Consider the following 21,571-nt stretch of genomic DNA (forward strand, 5'->3'; position numbering starts at 1 on the left):
TGCGTCAGCCGCGCCCGTAGAGGGTGTCGGCGGCGATCAGCGGCGCGCTGGTCTCGACCAGTCCCGTGGGGCGCATGGCGCTGAAGAAGCAGCTTCGGCGGCCGGTATGACAGGCCACGCCGGTCTGGTCGACCAGCAGCAGCACCGCGTCGCGGTCGCAATCCAGGCGTGCATCGACCAGACGTTGCACCTGGCCGGAGGTCTCGCCCTTGCGCCACAGGCCGCCGCGGCTGCGCGAATAATAGCAGACGCGGCCGGCGCGCAGGGTTTCGTCCAGAGCTTCGCGATTCATCCACGCCAGCATCAGGATTTCGCCCGTGTCGTGCTGCTGGGCGATGGCGGCGATCAGGCCGGCGGCATCGAAGCGCGCCGTGTCGAGCATGGCGGCGCGGGTGGTGGCGTCGGGGGCCGTATAGGCGGGGGCGGTGTCGGTCATGGCGGGCACAACACTCCATGGTGGCGCGCCTGTCCAGCAGGCGTGGCGCGACAGGGTGGGTTCGGCTCAGTCTTTGGGCGTGTCGGCTTCCGGCAGGGTCAGCCAGTCGGGAATGTGGACCTGCACCGAATGGCCGCCTTCCGTCGTCAGTTCGTCGCTGCGGTGGGCCAGCCGCACCATGGCCAGTCCGCGTCCGTCACGCGAGGAGGCCATGTGTCCGGCTTCCTTTCCGGCCTGGAGCAGCGGCGTGCCGGGCGGGGGGAGGGCTGCGCCGGTGACGGGCAGCAGCTTGCGCTTGACCAGGCCGCGATAGCGGGTGCGGGCGGTCAGCTCCTGGCCCATATAGCAGCCCTTGGTCCAGGAGATGCCGTTCAGCGCCTCGAAATTGGCTTCCAGCAACAGGGTCTTGCCGTCCTCGCAGTCGCGCGAGCCGTCGGGAAGGCCCAGCGCCAGGCGGTGGGCGTCGTAGGCGGCGTGGTCGGCGGCGCCCTCTGCCGGGCGTGGCAGCAGCAGGCGCCAGCCGGCTTCGGCGAGGCGCGGGTCGGGGGCGCCGATGGCGGAATCGATCATCGGCGGCACCGCGCCCCACGCGGCATGGACGGCGAAACCGGTTTCGTCGATCGAGATGTCGGAACGCAGGCGGTAGCGCAGCAGGCGCTGGCGAATCATGTCGGCCTGCGCGGCCTCGCAATCCAGCAGCAAACGCGCGCCGTCGGGGTCGGCGAACAGGAAGAAATCGGCCACCCAGCGGCCCTGTGCCGTCAGCAGCGCCGCCCAGACCGCGTGGCCCGGTGTCGCTTCGGTGACGTCGTTGGACACCAGCCCCTGAAGGAAGCTGTGCCGGTCGAGGCCGGAGAGGGCCAGGACGGCGCGGTCGGGGAGGTGGGCGAGATGTGTCGTGTCAACCATGCCTGTGATCCTATGCCTCCTGGACCTGTCTGGAAATGGGGGCGGAGGACGGCCCCGCTGTGCGTTTCCGGGCAGGGGTTATCGTGTTCGATCGGCGTCGCCGCCTGTGCGGACTGGTTGTGATGTGTGGTCTGTCACCGGGTTGGAGAAGGGGCGATTTCGCCGGGCGGGGCAATGGGGTAGGCTCGCTGACCATGCGTATCCTGTTCATCACCTCTACACGTCTGGGGGACGCGGTGCTGTCCACCGGGTTGCTGGATGTTCTGCTGGCCCGCTATCCGCAGGCGCGCTTCACCATTGCCTGCGGGCCGGTCGCGGCGGGGCTGTTCGAGGCGATGCCCCGGCGTGAGCGCACCATCGTGGTGACCAAGCGGAAATATGATCTGCACTGGCTGGCGCTGTGGCGCGCGTGTGTCGGGACGCGGTGGGATCTGTGCGTGGATCTGCGCGGGTCGGCGGTGACGCTGTTTCTGGCGGCGCGGCGGCGGGCGATCATGCGCGGCGGGCGGCGGCAGGGCGCGCGGATCGCGCATCTGGGCCAGGTGCTGCGCCTGTCGCCGCCGCCCTTGCCGGTGATGTGGACCGGCGCGGGCGATCGGGCGCGGGCGGCGGCGATGCTGCCCGACGGGCCGGTATGGCTGGCGCTGGCGCCCACGGCGAACTGGGCGGGCAAGGTGTGGCCGGCCGACCACTTCATTGCGCTGGCCCGCGCCTTGCAGGATCGCTGGCCGGGGCTGCGGCCCGTTATCCTGTACGGGCCTGGCGAGACCGAGCGGCGGATGGCGGCCCCGGTGCTGGCGGCGCTGCCGGATGCCGTCGATGCCGGGGGCGGGTTGACGCTGGCGCAGGTGGCGGCGGTGCTGGGGCGGTGCGCGGGATTTGTCGGCAATGATTCGGGGCTGATGCATCTTTCGGCGGCGGTCGAGACGCCGACGCTGGGGCTGTTCGGGCCTAGTCGCATGTCGGAATACGGGCCGGTGGGGCGATGTGCGCGCGGTATTGCCGCGCCGGGGCCGGAAGGGAGCGCGCCGATCGCGGGGCTGGCGGTCGCGCCGGTGGTGGAGGCGGCGATCGGGCTGATGGAGCGGGCGCCCGTGATGGCCGATTTGACGGGTGCAGGCGGGTGAAGACCGTTCTCGTCTATCGGGACCGTCTGCTGCCGGCTTCGGAACATGCCTTCATGCGGCGGCAATATATCGGATTCCGGGATCTGCGGCCCTGCTGGGTAGGGTGCCGGTGGGAGGGGGCAGTGGGCGATCTGCCGGGTGAGGTGCGGTTTCTCGGCGGGGATGGGCCGTTGCGGCCGCTGCGTCAGGCCGCATTCAAGCAGTTTGGCTGGGGGGGAGTGCGGGAGGTCGCCGACCTGGCGCCGGTGCTGGTGCATGCGCAGTTCGGGCGCGGCGGGGCACTGGCGCTGCCGATGGCCCGCGCGCTGGGCGTGCCGCTGGCGGTGACGTTTCATGGCGGCGATGCCTTCAAGGACAAGCATTACCGGCGGGGGGGGATGCCTTCCATTTTCCGCAGGCGATGGCGGGCGTTGCAGGATTATGCGTCACTGTTCGTCTGTGTTTCGGAGGGCGTGCGGGACAGGTTGCTGGAGCGGGGGGTGCGGCCGGATCTGCTGGATGTGATCCCGATCGGGGTGGAGCCGGCGGCGCTTGCCGCCGGGCCGGCGGAGCAGTTCGTGTTCGCCGGGCGGTTCGTGGACAAGAAGGGGGTTGTGACCCTGATCGACGCGCTGCGGGTGCTGGCGGCGCGCGGGCTGATGCCCTCGGTGGTGCTGGCGGGGGATGGGCCGCTGTTGCCGGCGATGCGGGCGTATGCGGCGGGGCTGGAGACCGTGCGCTTTACCGGGTGGCTGGCGGCGGCGGACCTGGCGGCGCTGATGGAGCGGGCGATTGCGCTGGTGGTGCCCAGCGTGGTCTCGGCCGGTGGTGACCGCGAGGGGTTGCCCAGCGTGGCGGTGGAGGCGATGGCGCGCGGGGTGCCGGTGATCGGGTCCGACCAGTCGGGGCTGGCGGATGTGTTGCAGCCTTGCGGGGCGGGGATCGTGGTGCCGGCCGCCGATGCGGTGGCGCTGGCCGATGCCATGCAGGCGATGCTGGCCCCCGGTGTCCGTGACGGGATGGCGGAGGCCGCGTTGAAGGTGGTGCGGGAGACGCTGAGTGCGCCCGCGCAGTCCGCGCGGCTGGAGGCGCGGCTGCTGTCGCTGCTGTAGGGGACATGCCATTGCAGGCATGTTTGTAACTGCGCTTTGGTGCGCTTGGTCATCATGGCCGCTCTGCTGCGATGTGCTGCAATCACCGCCGCAGATATGGCGCGCGCCACGCTTCCGTTCATCATCGGGTCGTCAGAGACCTGATGTCGCCCTTCAGTCTGTCCGGTTTTTTGAATTGTCCGTCGGGGGCCGATTGCATCAGGCAGTGCGGCAGGTCAGTGTTGAGGATGCCGTCCGGCCGGGTGATGGGGCCTGACCTGACGGGTTGATGCGAAGGGAAGCAGGGCGCACATGAATACCGACCTGATTGCGGCGTTGCGTGCGCGGCTGGGGGAAGACCGGGTTTCGACCGCCGAGGCGGTGCGTGAGCAGCATAGTCATGGCGAGGGGCATCATGCCCCGAGCCTGCCGGGGGCCGTGGTGTTTGCGCAGAGCACCGATGACGTGGCGCAGACGCTGGCGCTGTGCAGCGCCCATGGCGTGCCGCTGACGGCGTTCGGGGCCGGAACGTCGCTGGAAGGGCACGTCAATCCGCCGGAAGGCGGGATCAGCCTCGATCTGTCGCGGATGACGGACCTGTTGTCGGTTCATCCGCAGGATATGGATTGCCGGGTGCAGGCGGGGATCACGCGGCAGGCGCTGAACCAGATCCTGCGCGATACCGGGTTGTTCTTCCCCGTCGATCCCGGTGGGGAGGCCACGATCGGCGGCATGTGCGCCACGCGCGCTTCCGGCACGGCGGCGGTGCGCTACGGCACGATCCGCGAGAATGTGCTGGGACTGACCGTGGTGCTGGCCGATGGGCGGGTAATGCGGACCGGCGGGCGGGTGCGGAAATCCTCGACCGGGTACGACCTGACGCATCTGCTGATCGGCTCGGAAGGCACGCTGGGGGTGATTACGGAAATCCAGTTGCGGCTGCACCCGATCCCCGAAACCATTGCCGCCGCCGTGGTGCAGTTCGAGACGCTTGCCGATGCGGTGGCGACGGCCATCGACATTCTGCAGTTCGGCGTGCCGATCGGGCGGGTCGAACTGCTGGACGATGTGCAGATGGATGCCAGCATCCGCTATTCCAGCCTGGCCGGGTTGCGGGCGCTGCCGACGCTGTTTCTGGAATTCGTCGGTGGCCCGGATTCGGTGCGCGAGCAGATTGCCGCGGTGGAGGCCATCGTGGCGGATCGCGGGGGGCTGGGTTTCGACTGGCATACCGATCCGGACCAGCGTGCCGCGCTCTGGCGGGCGCGGCATCATGCCTACTGGGCCTGTCTGGCCTATCGCCCCGGTTATCGCGCCATGACGACCGACGCGATCGTGCCGATCTCGGCGCTGACGGAACTGGTGACCGGGGTGAAGGCGGATATCGCGGAATCTGGCCTGACCGCGCCGATCGTGGGCCATGTCGGGGACGGCAATTTCCATACGATCATCCTTGCGCCACCGACGCCGGAAGGGCTGGAGCAAGCCTGGGCGCTGGATCGGAAGATCGTCCGGCGGGCATTGGCGCTCGGCGGGTCGTGCAGTGGCGAACATGGGGTGGGACTGGGCAAGCGCGCGTTCATGGCGGACGAGCATGATCCGGTGGCGCTGGACGTGATGCGGGCGCTGAAGCGCACGCTCGATCCGAACGATATTCTGAATCCGGGGAAGATGTTGCCGGGGAATGTCCGTTCAGACAGGTGAAGACGCTCGTGGAAAAATACATTAGAGGATATTATGTAATTTTTGCGTGATTTGTTTGGTAATGACGGGTCGTGCGAGTTCGGAAACTGTGTTCCTCTGACGTATTGAATGAAGAGTAGCTGTTTGTTGTCCCCTATCTTGTTCTAATGTGTGAAAAAATGGGACAGAGGCGCCGTAATTTACGCGAACTGTTCAACGGTCTGCGCTACGTGATCCGCTACGGGATCGCCTGGCGCGCCATGTCAAACGATCTGCCGCCCTGGTCGGCGGGCTATCAGCCGTCTCGTCGTTGGATGGAGGCAGGTTGTTTCGAGATGCTGGCATCCGACCAGCGGATTGTGCTGCGCAAGGCCGGACCTACGGGGCCATCTTCGGCAGCCGAACCTTGCGTTCGACACCGGAGAGCGCAGCGCGCGCCGGCTATGATGGGGCCAAACGCAAAAAGGGCTCGAAGCGGCATATGGCCGTGGAGATGTTTGGCCATCCGCTGGCACTGCGCGTCACGCCAGCCAACCGGGATGATCGCCCCGCAATCGGAGGCGAGAGGCCGGCCGAGGCAGCACGGGCTTATGGCAGCGCCCTCGAAATCGTCAAATTGACGGAAGACAAACTCGGCTTTGTGCTGCTGTTGCGCCGATAGGGCGTAGAACGATCTTTTGCATGGGCGGAACTGGCCAAGGTCCCACGGGCAACATTGATGGAATGCCGGTGGAGGCGACACGATACCGTAGACTCGTCGAAGATTACGAACGCTACGCTTCAACGCTCGCAAGTCTCCATGTCATCTCCTTCGCACGCTCCATGTTTAGGAAGAGCCACTCGTACTCCAAGCCTCTGCCAACGCCTGTTTCGACATGTGGGGGAGCAGGTGTCGGCGTGATGCCGTCTCCGATGGAGAAACGGCAGGACGCAGGGGTGAGCAGATTTCTCTCCAGCTAAAATTAATATCATTAGAAATCAATTTGTTGGCTTTTCCTGGCAAAAAAAATGCTGAAAAATTTCATTGCAAAACCGGATATTATCTCTTATCGGAATAACGACGCCTTAGTGATATTGGATAATCGAATAGTGGGGATGCATGGCCGGTCATGAAACTGCTCGCACAGTGCAAACGCGCAAACTGCACCTGATGGTGTCGGCCCTCGGCATCACGCTGACTGTTGGAGCTCCGCTATTCGGCGCGCATGCGCAGAGCACTCCCCGCGATGCTGGAAAGGGCAGCCACCGCCACGCGCCGCGTGCCATGCGGAGAGTGCCGCACGCGGTTTCTGGTGAGGACGGCAGTGATGCGGGGGAAGCGATTACCGTGAACTCTGCACGGCGAGCCTTCAGTTTTTCAAAAGCCCAGCATGAGGCCGATTCCGTCACGCATATTTCGGCCGACACGCTTGTCAACAGAGGGGTATTTGACGTCAAGGGGCTTCAGCGTGTTGCACCGAATGTCACCATCCAGAGCATGAATGGAACCGGTACCACCAACTTCTTCATCCGTGGCATCGGTTTCAACGATTTTACACAGAACAATATGTCTTCGGTGATGACCTATATCGATGATGTCGCGTTTCCGCTCAGCACCATGATGAGCGGACAGATGTTCGACCTCTCCAATGTCGATGTCACACCGGGGCCGGTCGGATTTACCCACGGCATGGCCGATACGGGCGGCGAGGTTTCCCTTCATACCAATGATCCCACGTCCGACTGGCATGGCGGCGTGACGGAGGATATCGCCAGTTACGCGCGATCGAGAACCGATCTGTTTATTTCCGGTCCCATTGCCCGCAACCTGTCCTTTCGTATTGCCGGCCAGACCGTTCATGGGGGCGGCTGGCAGTACGATCCGCAGAACCATACGCATCTGGGCAATGCCAATGACGGCGCGCTGCGCGCCAAGATCAAATGGACCCCGGACGCGCACACCACCATCAAACTTACCGGCCACTGGATGCAGGATGATGACCAGGTGGTGACGGGGCGCCCTGTGCTGGGTTTCGTTGCCTCCCAGCCCATTCCGCAACTTGGATATCAGCAGGCCGAATGGAGCCTGCGTCCGCAATTCGCCCAGAAGATCGGGCGATCGGCCAGCCTTATGCCCAGCGAACACAACACGCTCTGGGGTGCCGACCTTAATATGAGTCATGATTTCGGAAAGGTGACGCTTTCGGCCATCAGCGCCTATGAGACGGAGCGTGTCGGCGAGTTTACGGATCAGGATGCGACGGCGCTTTCGACCGGCGACACCTATCGTAATATCGTCGCCAACGTGTTCTCGCAGGAGGTGCGGCTTCATAATTCAAGCGCCAGTGACCGTCTGCAATGGGATGTCGGAGCGTTCTATAACCGTACGCGCATGTTGCAGAACTACTATTTCGATTTTACGGACTATCTGCCCCAGCGCGGTTATCTGAGCGAGACCGCATTCCGTTCCACTCAGCAGAGCATTTCGGAATACGGGCATATCAGCTACAGGCTGCCGTACAATGTCACGCTGTTCGGGGGGCTGCACCACACGCTGGATCAGCGCGCGCTGATTGGCCTCAGTACCGTGCATTTCGGTATCAACGACAAGCAGTTCAATAACGAATCGACTCTCTCTGCACAGGTATCGGGCGTTCTGGGCGTGCAGTGGCAGGCCACGAAGGGAACTCTGCTCTATTTCAAAGCCAGCAAGGGCTTCAAACCTGGTGGCTTTACGGCCAATAATACCGTATCGCAGGCGCAGCTCGCCCCGTTTGAACCTGAAACCGTTCTGGCGTTCGAAGCTGGATTCAAGAGCGACCTCATTCCCAACCGTCTGCGCCTGAATGCAGCCGCCTTCTATGACGATTATCATGGACAGCAGGTCGTCGGTACCTTCCTGGTGCCGAATTACGGGCCGCTGTCGCAGATCGTCAACGCGCCGAAATCGGAAATCTGGGGCTTTGAGACAACCATTGAGGCGCATCCGCTTCCGCATGTTTTCCTGACGCAGAATCTTGGATGGGAACGCGGTACCTATCAGGTCTTCAACAATATCGATCGTGGGAAGACCAATGCCTACTTCGCGAAGACAGGAATCTGGCAGGGTTTCTACGATAGTTTCGCTGGTGTCGATTCCGGCATTCCCAAACTGACCCTGAACGGGGAAGCCGATTATCGTAGCGATGTCTTTACCCGCTACAATGTCGAAGGCGGCGTGGACTGGATGTACCGTGACAGTCAGGCGATCACGCCTGGTGGTGTCGGGGTTTACCGTCTACCGACCTATTTTCTGCTCGGCGCGCATCTGACGTTCCGGCCCAAAAATGGTCCATGGTCCGTCACGGCCTATGCGAGCAATATCCTGAACCGGCATTATGCCGAAACGGCCGGGAATGCCTCCACCACGTATTTCTATATCCCTGGACCTCCCCGCTTCATTGGCGGCCGCATGTCTCTGGCATATTGAAGGTCGAACACATGAGCCCGACACCCGCATCGTCCCGAAGGAACATCGTTGGTGCCGCCGTCGGAAACGCGTTTGAATTGTTTGACTTTACGGCCTATGCCACGTTCGCGACCATTATTTCGCACACCTTCTTCCCCGCCGGGCACAGCGATACCGCGCTGCTGCTGACGCTTGCCACCTTTGGCATCGGCTTTTTTGTCCGCCCGCTCGGGGCATTTATCATTGGCGCCTACGCGGACCGGCACGGTCGCCGTGCGGCTATGACACTGACTGTCTGGGTCATGGCGGCGGGCAGTGCGATCATCGCCTTCCTGCCCGGTTATGCCACGATCGGCATTGTCGCGCCATTCGCCCTTGTCGTCGCGCGGCTGTTGCAGGGATTCGCTGCAGGCGGGGAACTCGGCGCGGCGACGTCCATCCTTGTGGAAAACGCCCCGGAAGAGCGGATGGGCCTTGCCGGAAGCTGGCAGACTACGGGGCAACATATAGGCGCGTTGATTTCCGGACTTCTGGGGTTGGTTCTTTTTCTATGTTTCGATGAGCATACGATTCGCGCGTGGGCGTGGCGGTTGCCGTTCGTCTTTGGAATGCTGATCGCTCCGGTCGGGATCTATCTCAGGAAAACACTGGAAGAGGCCGTTCCGTCCGATGACGAACGCTTGTCTTTTGCCGATTTCCTGCGGCGGTTTCACGGCCATGCGGTCAGGCGCCTGCCCATCGGAATCGTCTATGAGGCTGGAAGCACCATCCAGCAATATTTCTTTCAGTTCGTCGTTACATATGCGGTCCATACGTTGCATATGCCAATTCGCAAGGCATTGCTGATCAATATCAGCAATGGCGTCGTCGGGTTTGCGGGTTCGCTCGCCGGTGGTCTGCTGGCCGACAGGTATGGTGCGCGCCGGGTGATCGTCATTTCCAGACTGATCAATGCGGCGATTTATTTTCCCGTCTTCTGGCTCATGCTTCAGGCGCCCTCTCTGGGCAGTCTCACCCTTGCGTGTGCCATTCTCATGATCGGCAATGCCGTATCAGGCGGTGCGGGCATGGCGTTCCTGGCTTCGCTATTTCCGAAGGAGCAGCGGGCCTTCGGCATCGGTCTGTCCTACTCGATCGGTGTCACCCTGTTCGGGTCCACCGCGCAACTGGTCTTTGCGTGGATCATCGGCCTGACGGGCAGCCGACTGTCATGGATCGGATATGTGATAGCCGTCTGCGTCCTGTCCGCCATGATCCTCGTATCCGCACAGCGGACTGCGAACATGCATGTTGCAAGCAAGAAGAAAGAAAGAGCAGTATGACGTCTTTCCTGACACGCCCTGAACTCTCTGGCACCTTTGGTGCCGTTGCCAGCACGCACTGGCTCGCCAGCAGCGTCGGGCAGGCTGTGCTGGAACGAGGGGGGAATGCATTCGACGCTGCCGTCGCCGCCGGATTTGCCTTGTGGGTCGCGGAACCGCATCTGAACGGGCCGGCCGGAGATGCTCCTATCATCGTCAGTCATGCCGAAACCGGCCGGCAGCATGTGATCTGCGGGCAGGGCGTTGCTCCTGCTGGCGCGACCATCGACGCCTATCATGCTCTTGGTCTGGACGAGATTCCGGGAACCGGGCATCTGGCCGCCGTCGTTCCCGGCGCCTTCGATGCCTGGTGCCTGATGTTGCGTGAGTTCGGCTCCTGGGATTTCGTGGACGTTATTGAATATGCGATCTTCTACGCCGTGCGGGGGGTGCCCGTCATGCCGCAGATGGTTGCGACCATCGCCAGCGTGGAGAGTCTTTTTCGGGAACACTGGCCTGAGAATGCGAAGACGTTCATGCCTGACGGCGATGTTCCGGCCGTGGGTTCGCTTCTATGCCGTCCGGTGCTGGCGGAGACTTTCGAACGTCTGAAGAGTGCCGCAACCGGCGCGACGCGTGAGGATCGCATCGATGCCGTCCGGCATGCCTGGTATAATGGCTTCGTCGCGGAGGCTATCGACCGTTTCTGCCGGATTCCGATGATGGACAGCAGCGGAACGGCGCATGTGGGGTTTCTGACCTCGGCGGACCTCGCCTCGTGGCGGGCTACTGTTGAGGAACCGGTTTCATTGCGAGATGGTCGGTATACCGTTCTGAAATGCGGTGCATGGAGCCAGGGGCCGGTGTTTCTTCAGCAGCTTGCGCTGATGCAGGGCTTCGATGTCACGGGCATGGATCCTTGTGGCGCCGATTTTCTCCACACCGTTACCGAATGCGCCAAACTGGCCTATGCCGACCGCGAGGCCTTTTATGGCGACAGTCCCGATGTCCCGCTCGTAACGCTGCTTTCCGATGGCTACAATACTGTGAGACGGGGGCTGATCGGAGATCGGGCTTCGCTCGAACTGCGTCCGGGACACCCGGAAGGCAGGACGCCGGAGTTCGGATTCTGGCCTGTTACGCAGTTGGATGGTGGCAATGCAAGCGGTGTCGGTGAGCCGACCGTCTCCAATATGGGGGTCGCGAAGGGGGATACCTGTCATATCGATGTCGTGGATGCCCAGGGCAACATGGTGAGTGCCACGCCGTCGGGCGGGTGGCTCCAGTCCGCGCCCGTGATCCCGGAACTCGGTTTTGGCCTTGGCTCTCGTGCCCAGATGTTTTCGCTACGGTTGGGACATTCAAATGTCCTCATGCCGGGTAAACGCCCCCGGACCACCCTGACCCCCAGCTTCGTGCTCAAGGATGGAAAACCATGGATGGCTTTTGGCACGCCGGGTGGCGACCAGCAGGATCAGTGGTCGTTCATCTTTTACATGCGCATGACCCGTTTCGGCATGAACATTCAGGAGGCGATCGATGCCCCGAGCTTTCATAGCGAGCACTGGCCCGGCAGTTTCTGGCCGCATGTCGCGCATCCCGGACGGCTTGTTGTCGAAGGTCGCTTCGGTGCGAATGTCGTGGACGATCTTCGGGGCCGTGGACATGATGTCGTGGTCGGTGGCGACTGGAGCGAAGGTCGACTCTCCGCGGTTCGTCGTGAGGCGGATGGCAGGCTTTACGCAGGGGCCAATCCGCGCGGTATGCAGGGCTATGCGGTTGCCCGTTGAGGTGTCGCAAGCGCCGCAGGGATCTCGCCTCCTTGCGGCGCGACGCGTGAGACGTTTTCCATCAATGTGCGCATCAGGGCTCTGACCGCCCGTGTCGAGCGTCCCGGCACCAGAAGAAATTCCAGTTCTGGCAGCGGAGGCAGTTCGGAGGCTTCCACGGGGACGATGCTGTCGTCGATCAGCAGCGCGGACTGCATGAAGACCCCGTAGCCAGCCCGGACGCCCGCGATCAGCGCGCTCAGATGGTCACTGACGAATGAGAGTTGCCACGCGAGACCTGCCTGGTTCAGGGCCTCGATCGTCCGGCGGCGATTCAGGCTCTCTTTTTCATATGCCACCAGCGGTACGGGCATGCCCGCTTGCAGGTCGAACCCTCTGGCGCCGAGCCAGCGCAGCCGTTCGCGCCACAATACGCATTCGCCTTCGAATACTTCGCTCGACGGCAGGAAGCGTTTTGTGCAGGCGACATCCAGTTCCCCCGACTGCAGGCGGTTGTTGAGTTCCGAACTCAGCCCGACGACCAGGGAGACGTGCACGCTCGGGTACATGGTGCGGAATTCGCGTAGGACTTCGGGCAGGTGGGACAGGACAAGATCGTCCGAGACGCCGAAACGGATATGGCCCGAGAGGAAATCGGGTTCGAATTCGTCGAACGCGGCCTCGCATGCCGCAAGAATCTGCTTGGCATGCGGAACGAGCATCTGCCCGTCCTCCGTCAGCCGCGTGTCCTTTGTGTTGCGCTCCAGCAGGGAGCGGCCGAGTATCTTTTCCAATCTGTTGATATGCTGACTGATCGTCGACTGGCTGACCCCGCGCATATGCGCTGCCGTAGTGAAGTGAAGCGTGTCCGCTACGGCCAGAAAAGACCGGAGCAACTGAGGATCGAGGTCGTGGTCGCGGGACATGCGCAGTCGTCTTTCAGCGTATCCGGTGTATCGGTCGTCAGGGGGCAGTTCCCGTAGCACATTCGCCCCTGGACTTCATATTGCTGATCCGTCTGCGGAGCAGCCAGTATCGAGGAAGCGTCTGACACGTCGTGGCGGTGTTTTATTCGAGACCCTCATCCTCGCTGGTTTCGACCATTCGTACGCCGTCGATTTCGCTTAACCTCTCGACGAGATGCGTTATCGGGCGCTTGCCCCTCACGCGCATGAACAGGGTTACGGTTGGGGAGTGGAAAATGGGTACGACGGGGCTGCCGTCGCGCGTGAGTGGCTCTTCGTCGTTAGAAAGGTGACTGCTTACCCGCACCTGTTCGATCGTGAAGCGGCACTGGGTGCAACGCAGCAAAATCGTACGCAGGAGGCCGCGTCCATCTTCGTAGACCAGGCGCAGGATCGTGTCGTTCTTTCGGTTGATCCGGAGGCGGCTGATGATCTTCGGGAAGCCGAACATGATGACGAAATGGCCGATGGTGGTGGCGATTGCGAGGAGTGGCATGCCCGCGCCGCAGGCCATGCCTAGCGCGGCTGTGAGCCACACCGACGCCGCCGTGGTGAGGCCGCGCACGACATCGCGGCGCATGAAGATGACGCCGCCGCCGATGAAGCCGATGCCGGAGACGATCTGGGCCGCGATGCGCGACGGGTCGACGACGACGGCCTGCGGGCGCAGCACGTCGTCGAAGCCGTATTTGGACACCAGCATGAACAGCGCGGCGGCGACGCCGACCAGCGTGTAGGTGCGCACGCCGGCACTTTTCTGCCGGATTTCGCGCTCGATGCCGATCAGGGCCGACAGGATGAAGGCGAGGGCCAGTTCGCCGAGCTGGAGCCAGCCCTGGCCGTAGAGTGCATTCATGGGACCCTCCCTGCCTGCATTGCCGCTGGTGAGAACGCGGAGGATGGGCATGAAATTCCCCGGCGAGGCGATTTCGGGGAAATCCCGTGTCTGGTGCGGGGCGGGAGATCGTCGTGCGGTCTTGCCGGGGCAGGATGATGGGAGTACCTCGCGGGGAGGCGACTGGCTGCGAGGGACCGATGCATTACGATCTGATCATCCGCAATGGGATTTGCGTGCTGCCCTGGGGCGAGGCGCGGACCGATATCGGCGTGCGTGCGGGGCGGATCGCCAGCCTGTCGGTCAGCATGGCGGACGAGGCGGACGAGGTGATCGACGCCGCGGGGCTGCATGTGCTGCCGGGGCTGATCGACCCGCATGTGCATCTGCGCGATCCGGGCAATGCGGCGGTGGAGAGCATTCCGACCGGCACGCGGGCGGCGGCGCTGGGGGGCGTGACCACTGTGTTCGACATGCCCAATACCGCGCCCTCGATCATCGACGGGGATATGCTGCGCTGGAAGCAGGAATATGCTTCGCGCGAAAGCTGGGTCGATTTTGCGATGTATGTCGGCGCCACGCGCGGGAACACGCCGCGTCTGGGCGAGTATGAACAGTTTGACGGTGTGTGCGCGGTCAAGGTCTTCGCCGGGTCTTCGACCGGCGACCTGATGATCGAGGATGACGAGGGCATTCGCCAGGTGCTGGAGCACGGGCATCGGCGTGTGGCCTTTCATTCCGAGGATGAATATCGCCTTCAGGCGCGCAGGAAACTGCTGACCGAGGGGATGTCTTACGAGAGCCATCCGTTCTGGCGCGACGAGGAATGCGCCTTTCTGGGTACGCGGCGCATCGTGGGGCTGGCGCGGCGCGCGCGGCGGCCGGTGCATATCCTGCACACTTCGACCGCGGAGGAACTGGACTGGCTGGCGGAGCATCGGGATATCGCCACCGTCGAGGTGCTGGTGAACCATCTGACCCAGGTGGCGCCGGACTGTTACGAGACGCTGGGGGCGCTGGCGGTGATGAATCCGCCGATCCGCGACCGGCGGCATTACGAAGCCTCGTGGGAAGCGGTGCGGAGCGGCATGGTGGACACGATCGGCTCGGACCACGCGCCGCATTCCCTGGAAGCGAAGGCGAAGCCCTGGCCCGCCACCCCGGCCGGGCTGACGGGTGTGCAGACCCTGGTGCCGGTGATGCTGGACCATGTGAATGCCGGCCGGCTGTCGCTGGGCCGGATGGTGGACCTGATGGCGGCCGGGCCGGCGCGGGTTTACGGCCTGCAGGCCAAGGGGCGGATCGCCATGGGGTATGATGCCGATTTCACGCTGGTCGATATGGCGGCGAAGCGGCGGATCGCCAATGACTGGATCGCCACCCCGGCCGGCTGGACGCCGTTCGACGGCATGGCGGTGACGGGCTGGCCGATGGCGACGATCGTGCGCGGGCAGGCGGTGATGCGCGAGGATACGATCCTGGGCGCGCCTGTGGGCCGGCTGGCGTGCTTTGCGCCCTGATTTTGACATCTTGTCGGCATAGGCGGCACCGTCCGCGATTTCCGTCATCGTGACGGCGGGACCGTAGTCGAGAAGGATGTGTCTTGCGTGCTATGATATCGGCCCGGTTGTCGGGTTGTGCCGCTGCCCTGTGTCTGACCGTGGCCGTGGCGGGCGGCCCTTCCGTGGCGCGTGCGGCGGATGCCGCGTGGTCCGCGCCGGCCTGCGGGAAGGAGCCGGTGGCGCCTGCCGTCGATTCCAGTTCCGTGGCGAAATACAATGCCAGCGTGGATGCCGTGACGGCGTATGAAAAGGCCGCGCGGACCTATAACGCCTGCGTCAGTTCCGCCGCCGCGCGCGACGAGAGCGCGATCAGCGCCGAGGCCAAGGCGCGGATCGGGCAGGTCCATCAGACCAGCGTGGCCGTGCAGCAGCGGATCGCCGGGCATTTCGCGAAGCTGACGGCCGACCTGAAGGCCGGGGCCGCGCGCTTTTCGCACCCCTGAACGAGCGCGCCGGCCGCGCGCCTGAACCGGGGCGGCCCGTTGCACGCGGGTTTGTTGCCCGCGTGCGCCGGGACCGCTATGGTCCGCGCTTGGAATGACGGGCCATGGTCCGTTTGGGCTGGATGCGGAGAGCGGTTGAGACGTGGCTGACGACATCTTCAGGGAAGTCGACGACGACATGCGCATGGAGCGTCTGCGGCTGATGGCCCGGCGCTATGTCGGCGCGGCAGTGGCCGTGGCGGTGGTGGCTGCCGCCGGTGTGGGGGGCTGGCAGTACCATGCCTGGCGTGGCCGGCAGGATGCCCAGGCATGGGGTGCGACCTATTTCGCGGCGCTGCATCTGGCCGATACCAGCCATATCGCCCCTGGTGAGACCAGTGCGCTGACGCCCCAGCAGAAGGATGCGATGGCGCGTCTGGCGACGCTGGATAACGTGCCTTCCGGATTGCGCACGCTGTCGCGGCTGGAACGCGCGGCGCTGCTGGCCTCCAGCGGCGATACCAAGGGCGCGCTGGCGCTGTGGACGCAGGTGTCCGACGATCAGGCGGCCGACCCGTTGCTGCGCGGGCTGGCGAGCCTGCTGTGGGTGCAGCACCAGATCGACGACGGGGACCCGGCGGTGCTGCGCTCGCGCCTCGCCACGCTGGACGGTGCGGGCAAGCCCTGGCGCGGACTGGCGCAGGAAAGCGAGGCGATGCTGGACCTGCGGCAGGGGCGTGTGGCCGATGCGCGGCGGAAGCTGAGCCAGATCACGACGCAGATCGACGTGCCGGAGGGCCTGCGCAGCCGGGCCGGCGGCATGCTCCAGACGCTGAATGCCGCGCCCTCCTAGACCGTATCCGGCCGGGGTGGGGCGCGGGGATGCGTCTTCTCCGGTCGCTCTCTCTGCTGGCGGTCTCTCTACTGGCGGTGTCGCGCGGACAGTGTTTTCATGCCGTCGGGCGTACCGAGACCGAAATGGCCCCGTTTTCCTTTCGTAGCGCAGGATTTACATGAACAAAGTTCTGACCCGCCGGCATGCGCTTCTTGGTGGCGCGATGGTGCCGGTCCTGGCCGGATGCAGCCTGTTCGATGATGACGACAAGCCACTGATGGCGGGCAAGCGCGTCGATGTTCTGACGACGGGTGCCGGCCTGATGGTCGATCCTGAAGACAAGACGCCGATCGCGCTGCCTGCCCAGACCACGATCAGCGAATGGTTGCAGCCGGGGCGCGTGCCCTCGCATGACGGGGTGAACATGGCCTGGAGCGGCCAGATGCGGCGCGAGTGGTCGCACGGCATCGGGGCCGGGGTGTCGGAACCCGAACTGCTTTCGTACGCGGCGTTGGGCGATAGCGGGCGCGGCGTGTTGCCGGCGACGCCGGTCGTCTCGAACGGGCGGATCTTTGTCGCTGACGCGCAGGGGGTGATCCGGGCCTTCGAATGGCCGCGCATGCGCCAGATCTGGCAGTTTACGCCCAAGCCGAAGAAGATGCGCTCCAGCAATCTCGGCGGCGGGATCAGCATTGTCGGCGACACGCTCTATATCGTCGATGGCGTAGGGCAGGTGCTGGCGGTCGAGGCCGCGACCGGCACGGTGAAATGGCGGGTCGATATCGACACGCCGGGTCGCTCGGCGCCGACGGTGGTGGATGGCCGGCTGTTTTTCGGCACGATCGACGAGCGCCTGATGGCGCTGGACGCGGCGACGGGGAAGGTGCTGTGGACCTATACCGCCACCGAGGCCGTGACCGTGATCTTCGGCCAGCCCGCGCCCGCCGTGGTGGGGGATGTGGTGGTGGCCGGGTTCGGCTCGGGCGATCTGGTCGCGCTGCGGGTGGCGAGTGGCGAGGTGGTGTGGAGCGACACGCTGGGCAGCACCAATGGCCAGGAATCGACGGTCGATTTCTCCTGCGTGCGCGGGATGCCGGTGATTGTGGACAACACGGTCTATGCCATCAGCGCCGGGTCGGTGATGGTGGCGGTCGATCTGCGGTCGGGCCGCCGGCTGTGGGAACGCACCGTGGCCGGGCAGGACACGATGCTGGTGATCGATAACTGGGTCTATGTCATTTCCCTGGACCAGCAGCTTGCCTGCCTCGATCGGGTGAACGGCCATGTGCGCTGGATCACCCAGTTGCGGCGCTATCGTCGGGTCGAGGCGCAGAAGGATGGCGTGACCTGGACCGGGCCGATCATGGCCGGGGGCAAGCTGGTGTGCATCAGCACCATACCCGAGACCGGTTATGCGACGGTCGACCCCGCGACCGGGGCGCTGCTGACGATCGGCAAGCTGCCGGGGGTTGCCACGGTGGCACCGATCGTGGTGGATGGCCGGCTGCTGATCGTGACCGATGACGGCAAGCTGAACGCCTATAGCTGACGCTGTGGCCGACGCTGCAACGGAGTCTGATCGCCTTGGGTCGCTGCGATCCGAGGCGTGAATCGGGCTCTGAAACGATGTAAAGAGAGAGCGGGATGCGCCAGCATGGGCGAACGCATCGTTGCTCCAGGGACAGTTTCATATCTTGGCCAAGCTTCCTTCCGTTCCGACCGGGGATGACCTGCCGATCGTCGCGATCGCCGGGCGTCCGAATGTCGGCAAGTCCACCCTGTTCAACCGCCTCGTGGGGCGGCGGCAGGCGCTTGTCGCCGACACGCCGGGCGTGACCCGCGACCGCAAGGAAGCCGAGGCCACCGTGCGCGGGCGGCGGGTGCGGCTGATCGATACCGCCGGGCTGGAGGAGGCCGCGCCCGATACGCTGTACGGGCGGATGCGCGCTTCGTCGGAAGCGGCGGTGGCGCAGGCGGATCTGGTGCTGTTCTGCATCGATGCGCGCGCGGGCATTACGCCGGCGGACGAGCATTTCGCCGCCTGGATCCGCCGCCAGGGGCGGCCGGTGCTGCTGGTGGCGAACAAGGCCGAGGGGCGCCAGGGTGCGGCTGCCGCGATGGAGGCGTTCGCGCTGGGGCTGGGAACGCCGCTGGCGATTTCCGCCGAGCATGGCGAGGGCCTGTCGGAACTGATGGGCGAGATCGCGGACCGCATGCCGCCCGAGGTGCCGCCGGAGCCGGTGGAGCCCGTGGCCTATGGCGAGGACGGCGAGGAACTGGACGAGCGGCCGCCCGGCCCGCTGCGGCTGGCGATCGTCGGCCGGCCCAATGCCGGCAAATCGACCCTGCTGAACCGCCTGCTGGGCGAGGAACGGATGATCACCGGGCCGGAGCCCGGCCTGACCCGCGATTCCGTCACCGTGCTGCTGCATGACGAGCAGGGGCCGATCCAGCTTGTCGATACCGCCGGGCTGCGGCGCCGGGCGCGGGTGGAGGACGGGCTGGAGAAGATGTCCACCTCCGCCACCATCGAGGCGCTGAAGATGGCCGAAGTGGTGGTGCTGGCGCTGGATGCCACGCTGGGGGTGCATGAGCAGGACCTTCAGATCGCGCGCCTGATCGAGCGCGAAGGGCGCTGCTGCGTGCTGGCGCTGAACAAGTGGGATGCGGTGGAAGACCGGATTGCCACCAGGCAGGCGATTTCGGACCGGATCGAGACCTCGCTGGCGCAGATGCGCGGGATTCCGGTGGTGTCGTTCTCGGCGCTGACGGGGGCCAATGTGCACAAGTTGCTGCCGGTGGTGCGGCGGGCGCATGAGGTGTGGAACAAGCGCATTCCCACCGGCGCGCTGAACCGCTGGTTCGAGATGATGCTGGAGCGGCACAGCCCGCCGCTGGTGAGCGGGCGCCGGCTGAAGCTGCGCTACATGACGCAGGCGAAGGCCCGGCCGCCGACCTTCATCCTGTTCGGCACCCGTGCCGAACTGCTGCCCGAGGATTACCAGCGCTATCTGGTGAACGGCCTGCGTGAGGCATTCGACCTGCCCGGCACGCCGATCCGGCTGTTGCTGCGCGGGACGCGCAACCCGTACGCCGAAGGGGGCGCCTGACCGCGCGGGTTTCCCCCGCCCTGCTGAGCGGGGGCTTTGGCGTGACCTCGCCGCGCGGGTCAGGCGAGGGTGTCGATAATCTGCCTGACGGTGCCCACCATGTCGCGCAGTTGCTGCGGCGTGGAGATGAAGGGCGGCCCGAACGATACCGTGTCGCCGGTGCAGCGCAGCAGAAGTCCGTGTTTCAGGCCCTGTTCGAACAGGGCCGTGCCGCGGGCGCCGGGTGCGTCGGGTGCCGGTACGAGGTCGATCGCCGCCGTCAGGCCGATATTGCGCACGTCGGCGACGCCCGGCCGACCGTCGAGCGTGTGGATGGCGTCTTCCAGCACCGGCTCCAGGCTGCGGACCCTGGCGATGAGGGAATCCTGCTCCATCGCGTCCAGCACCGCGTGGCCGACCGCCGCCGCCAGCGGATGGCCGGAATAGGTATAGCCGTGAGCGAACTCGATGGCGTTTTCCGGGCCGGTCATGAAGGTTTCGTAGATCGCGTCGGTGACGATGACGCCGCCCATCGGGACCACGCCGTTGGTCACCGCCTTGGCGAAGGTGATCATGTCCGGTTTGACGTTGAAGCGCTGGGCGGCGAAATTCTCGCCCAGTCGCCCGAAGCCGGTGATGACTTCATCGAAGATCAGCAGGATGCCGTGACGGGTACAGATCTGCCGCAGGCGTTCCAGATAGCCCACCGGAGGAACCAGCACCCCGGTCGAGCCCTGGACGGGTTCGACGATTACGGCGGCGATGGTCGAGGCGTCGTGCAGGGCGACCAGGCGTTCGAGGTCCTCGGCGCGTTCCATGCCCCATGTCGGCTGGCCCTTCGAGAAGGCCATGTGCGCCGGATCGTGGGTGTGGCGCAGATGGTCGACGCCGTTGAGCATCGCGGTGGCGAACATCCTGCGGTTGGGTACGATGCCGCCGACCGACATGCCGCCGAACCCCACGCCATGATAGCCGCGTTCGCGCCCGATCATGCGGAAACGGCCGCCTGCGTCGCGCAGGCGGTGGTAGCCCAGTGCGATCTTGAGCGCGGTATCGACCGATTCCGAGCCTGAATTGGCGAAGAAGACGTGATTGAGCCCATCGGGGGCGAGGTTGGCAATGCGTTCGGCGAGCCGCACCGTGACCGGGTTGGTCATCTGGAAAGCCGTGCAGTAATCGAGCGTTTCGGCCTGCCGCTTCAGGGCTTCGACGATTCCGGGGTGGGCGTGGCCCAGCGGCGTGCACCACAGGCCCGACAGCGTGTCGAACAGGGCATGACCATCCTGGGTATGGTAATATGGCCCGGCCGCAGACGCGATGATGCGTCCGGCGGGGTTCGCGCGGACCCGCCTGTTCGCGGTGAAGGGCATCCAGTAGGTGCCGTTGGCGAGTGTCTGTTCGCAGTCGAATGTGTTTGTGCGGTCGTTCATCGTGAGGTTCTTCCGTCGGTCGGTCTGGCGGTCAGGATTGCGCGGCGTCCGGTTGCACGGCGAGTTGCAGGAGCAGGCCGGCGAGAAGTCTGGCGCGCGGCAGCAGGCTGCCGACCAGGAGATGCTCGTCGAGCGTGTGGATGCCGCTGCCGAGGACACCCAGCCCGTCGAGCGTGGGAATGCCCATCGCGCCCGTGAAATTGCCGTCCGATCCGCCGAATCCGCTCTCGGCGGCGGTTGCGAGGCCGAGCGCGTCGCAGATTGCCTGGGCGTGTGCGACCAGTTGGCGGCAGCCTTCTCCCGGCGTCCAGAGGGGGCGCATGACGGTGGGTGTGATGGTGAGCGCCACGTCCGGCGAGGACGGCTGGAGCGCCAGAAGGCGCGCGATGCCGGCCTGACGCTCTTCTTCCGTCCGGGCACCGCTCATCAATATCCGGGCGTCGCAGGTGGTGGCGACGCAGTTTGCCCACTCGCCGCCCTGGATGACGCCGACGGAATAGGTGCAGCTTTCCGAAGGCTCTGTTGTCGTTAGGTGTTGAGGCAGGCTGGCTGGGTGCAAGCGATAAGGATAGAAGGGGGAGCGAGGGCGTTTTGGAGCGCCTCGATCATGCGGCGCCATCCGAGATAGGTTGCGAGATATTTTGTAGCGACGCCTCTGAAGCGGCGCATCCAGTCCTTGAGCCTACTGTCATAGGCATTGACGTTCTGGAG

Annotated in this window: 17 protein-coding genes and 2 pseudogenes; 12 read left to right on the top strand and 7 right to left on the bottom strand. The window is 64.7% G+C overall.

The window, feature by feature from the left end:
• Positions 1–4 precede the first annotated feature (4 nt).
• Complete coding sequence (hisI, locus tag HLH25_RS14325) at positions 5–436, bottom strand: phosphoribosyl-AMP cyclohydrolase (RefSeq protein ID WP_182974709.1); 432 nt, start codon at positions 434–436, stop codon at positions 5–7.
• Positions 437–502: 66 nt separating this feature from the next.
• Positions 503–1,345: a CAF17-like 4Fe-4S cluster assembly/insertion protein YgfZ gene (gene ygfZ / locus HLH25_RS14330; protein ID WP_182974710.1), complete on the bottom strand. Its 843-nt coding sequence runs from the start codon at positions 1,343–1,345 to the stop codon at positions 503–505.
• A 194-nt stretch (positions 1,346–1,539) separates the two neighbouring features.
• On the opposite strand from ygfZ, the gene HLH25_RS14335 reads away from it, so the two are divergent.
• The 7 genes and pseudogenes from HLH25_RS14335 to HLH25_RS14365 all read left to right on the top strand — a co-directional run bounded on the left by HLH25_RS14335 (position 1,540) and on the right by HLH25_RS14365 (position 11,743).
• Positions 1,540–2,472 carry a glycosyltransferase family 9 protein gene (locus tag HLH25_RS14335; RefSeq protein ID WP_182974731.1) on the top strand — a complete coding sequence of 311 codons (933 nt, stop codon included), beginning with the start codon at positions 1,540–1,542 and terminating at the stop codon, positions 2,470–2,472.
• Positions 2,469–3,563 carry a glycosyltransferase gene (locus tag HLH25_RS14340; RefSeq protein WP_182974711.1) on the top strand — a complete coding sequence of 365 codons (1,095 nt, stop codon included), beginning with the start codon at positions 2,469–2,471 and terminating at the stop codon, positions 3,561–3,563. Before HLH25_RS14335 ends, HLH25_RS14340 begins: the two co-directional genes overlap by 4 nt.
• A gap of 291 nt (positions 3,564–3,854) precedes the next feature.
• Positions 3,855–5,246, top strand: coding sequence for an FAD-binding oxidoreductase (locus HLH25_RS14345; RefSeq protein ID WP_182974712.1), 1,392 nt, complete (start codon positions 3,855–3,857; stop codon positions 5,244–5,246).
• Positions 5,247–5,365: 119 nt separating this feature from the next.
• Positions 5,366–6,062 (top strand): annotated as a pseudogene (locus HLH25_RS14350) (transposase); the annotation flags it as partial.
• Positions 6,063–6,324: 262 nt separating this feature from the next.
• On the top strand, positions 6,325–8,673 hold the full coding sequence (locus HLH25_RS14355) for a TonB-dependent receptor (protein ID WP_246402414.1): 2,349 nt from the start codon (positions 6,325–6,327) through the stop codon (positions 8,671–8,673).
• 11 nt (positions 8,674–8,684) lie between these two features.
• Entirely contained in the window at positions 8,685–9,974 is a 1,290-nt protein-coding gene (locus tag HLH25_RS14360; protein ID WP_182974713.1) for an MFS transporter, read from the top strand.
• Positions 9,971–11,743: a gamma-glutamyltransferase family protein gene (locus tag HLH25_RS14365; protein WP_182974714.1), complete on the top strand. Its 1,773-nt coding sequence runs from the start codon at positions 9,971–9,973 to the stop codon at positions 11,741–11,743. Before HLH25_RS14360 ends, HLH25_RS14365 begins: the two co-directional genes overlap by 4 nt.
• On the opposite strand, the gene HLH25_RS14370 is transcribed toward HLH25_RS14365, so the two are convergent.
• Complete coding sequence (locus tag HLH25_RS14370; protein WP_182974715.1) at positions 11,725–12,648, bottom strand: LysR family transcriptional regulator; 924 nt, start codon at positions 12,646–12,648, stop codon at positions 11,725–11,727. The two genes, HLH25_RS14365 and HLH25_RS14370, sit on opposite strands and share 19 nt — an antisense overlap.
• 142 nt (positions 12,649–12,790) lie before the next feature.
• Positions 12,791–13,543 (bottom strand): MgtC/SapB family protein, encoded by a 753-nt coding sequence (locus HLH25_RS14375; RefSeq protein WP_246402424.1) that lies wholly within the window; start codon positions 13,541–13,543, stop codon positions 12,791–12,793.
• A 179-nt stretch (positions 13,544–13,722) separates the two neighbouring features.
• Here HLH25_RS14375 and HLH25_RS14380 point away from each other — a divergent pair, with 179 nt between their 5' ends.
• The 5 genes from HLH25_RS14380 (at position 13,723) to der (ending at position 19,451) form a co-directional block, all read left to right on the top strand.
• Positions 13,723–15,042, top strand: a complete 1,320-nt coding sequence (locus tag HLH25_RS14380) for a dihydroorotase (protein ID WP_182974717.1) — start codon at positions 13,723–13,725, stop codon at positions 15,040–15,042.
• A 92-nt stretch (positions 15,043–15,134) separates the two neighbouring features.
• On the top strand, positions 15,135–15,527 hold the full coding sequence (locus HLH25_RS14385; RefSeq protein WP_182974733.1) for a hypothetical protein: 393 nt from the start codon (positions 15,135–15,137) through the stop codon (positions 15,525–15,527).
• A gap of 142 nt (positions 15,528–15,669) precedes the next feature.
• Positions 15,670–16,359 carry a tetratricopeptide repeat protein gene (locus HLH25_RS14390; protein ID WP_182974718.1) on the top strand — a complete coding sequence of 230 codons (690 nt, stop codon included), beginning with the start codon at positions 15,670–15,672 and terminating at the stop codon, positions 16,357–16,359.
• Between the two features lie 160 nt (positions 16,360–16,519).
• A complete protein-coding gene (locus HLH25_RS14395) occupies positions 16,520–17,890 on the top strand; it encodes an outer membrane protein assembly factor BamB family protein (RefSeq protein ID WP_182974719.1) in 1,371 nt (456 codons plus the stop codon).
• Between the two features lie 145 nt (positions 17,891–18,035).
• The gene (gene der, locus HLH25_RS14400) at positions 18,036–19,451 is read left to right on the top strand and encodes a ribosome biogenesis GTPase Der (RefSeq protein WP_182974720.1); all 1,416 of its coding nucleotides are present in this window, start codon (positions 18,036–18,038) and stop codon (positions 19,449–19,451) included.
• Positions 19,452–19,510: 59 nt separating this feature from the next.
• Here der and HLH25_RS14405 read toward each other — a convergent pair whose 3' ends face one another.
• From HLH25_RS14405 to HLH25_RS14415, 3 genes and pseudogenes are all read right to left on the bottom strand, one after another.
• Positions 19,511–20,860 (bottom strand): aspartate aminotransferase family protein, encoded by a 1,350-nt coding sequence (locus HLH25_RS14405; protein WP_182974721.1) that lies wholly within the window; start codon positions 20,858–20,860, stop codon positions 19,511–19,513.
• A gap of 31 nt (positions 20,861–20,891) precedes the next feature.
• On the bottom strand, positions 20,892–21,287 hold the full coding sequence (locus HLH25_RS14410) for a M20/M25/M40 family metallo-hydrolase (RefSeq protein ID WP_182974722.1): 396 nt from the start codon (positions 21,285–21,287) through the stop codon (positions 20,892–20,894).
• A 101-nt stretch (positions 21,288–21,388) separates the two neighbouring features.
• Positions 21,389–21,571, bottom strand: a pseudogene (locus HLH25_RS14415) (hypothetical protein); the annotation flags it as partial.

It is taken from the genome of Gluconacetobacter dulcium, assembly GCF_014174165.1.
GTDB lineage: Bacteria > Pseudomonadota > Alphaproteobacteria > Acetobacterales > Acetobacteraceae > Gluconacetobacter > Gluconacetobacter dulcium.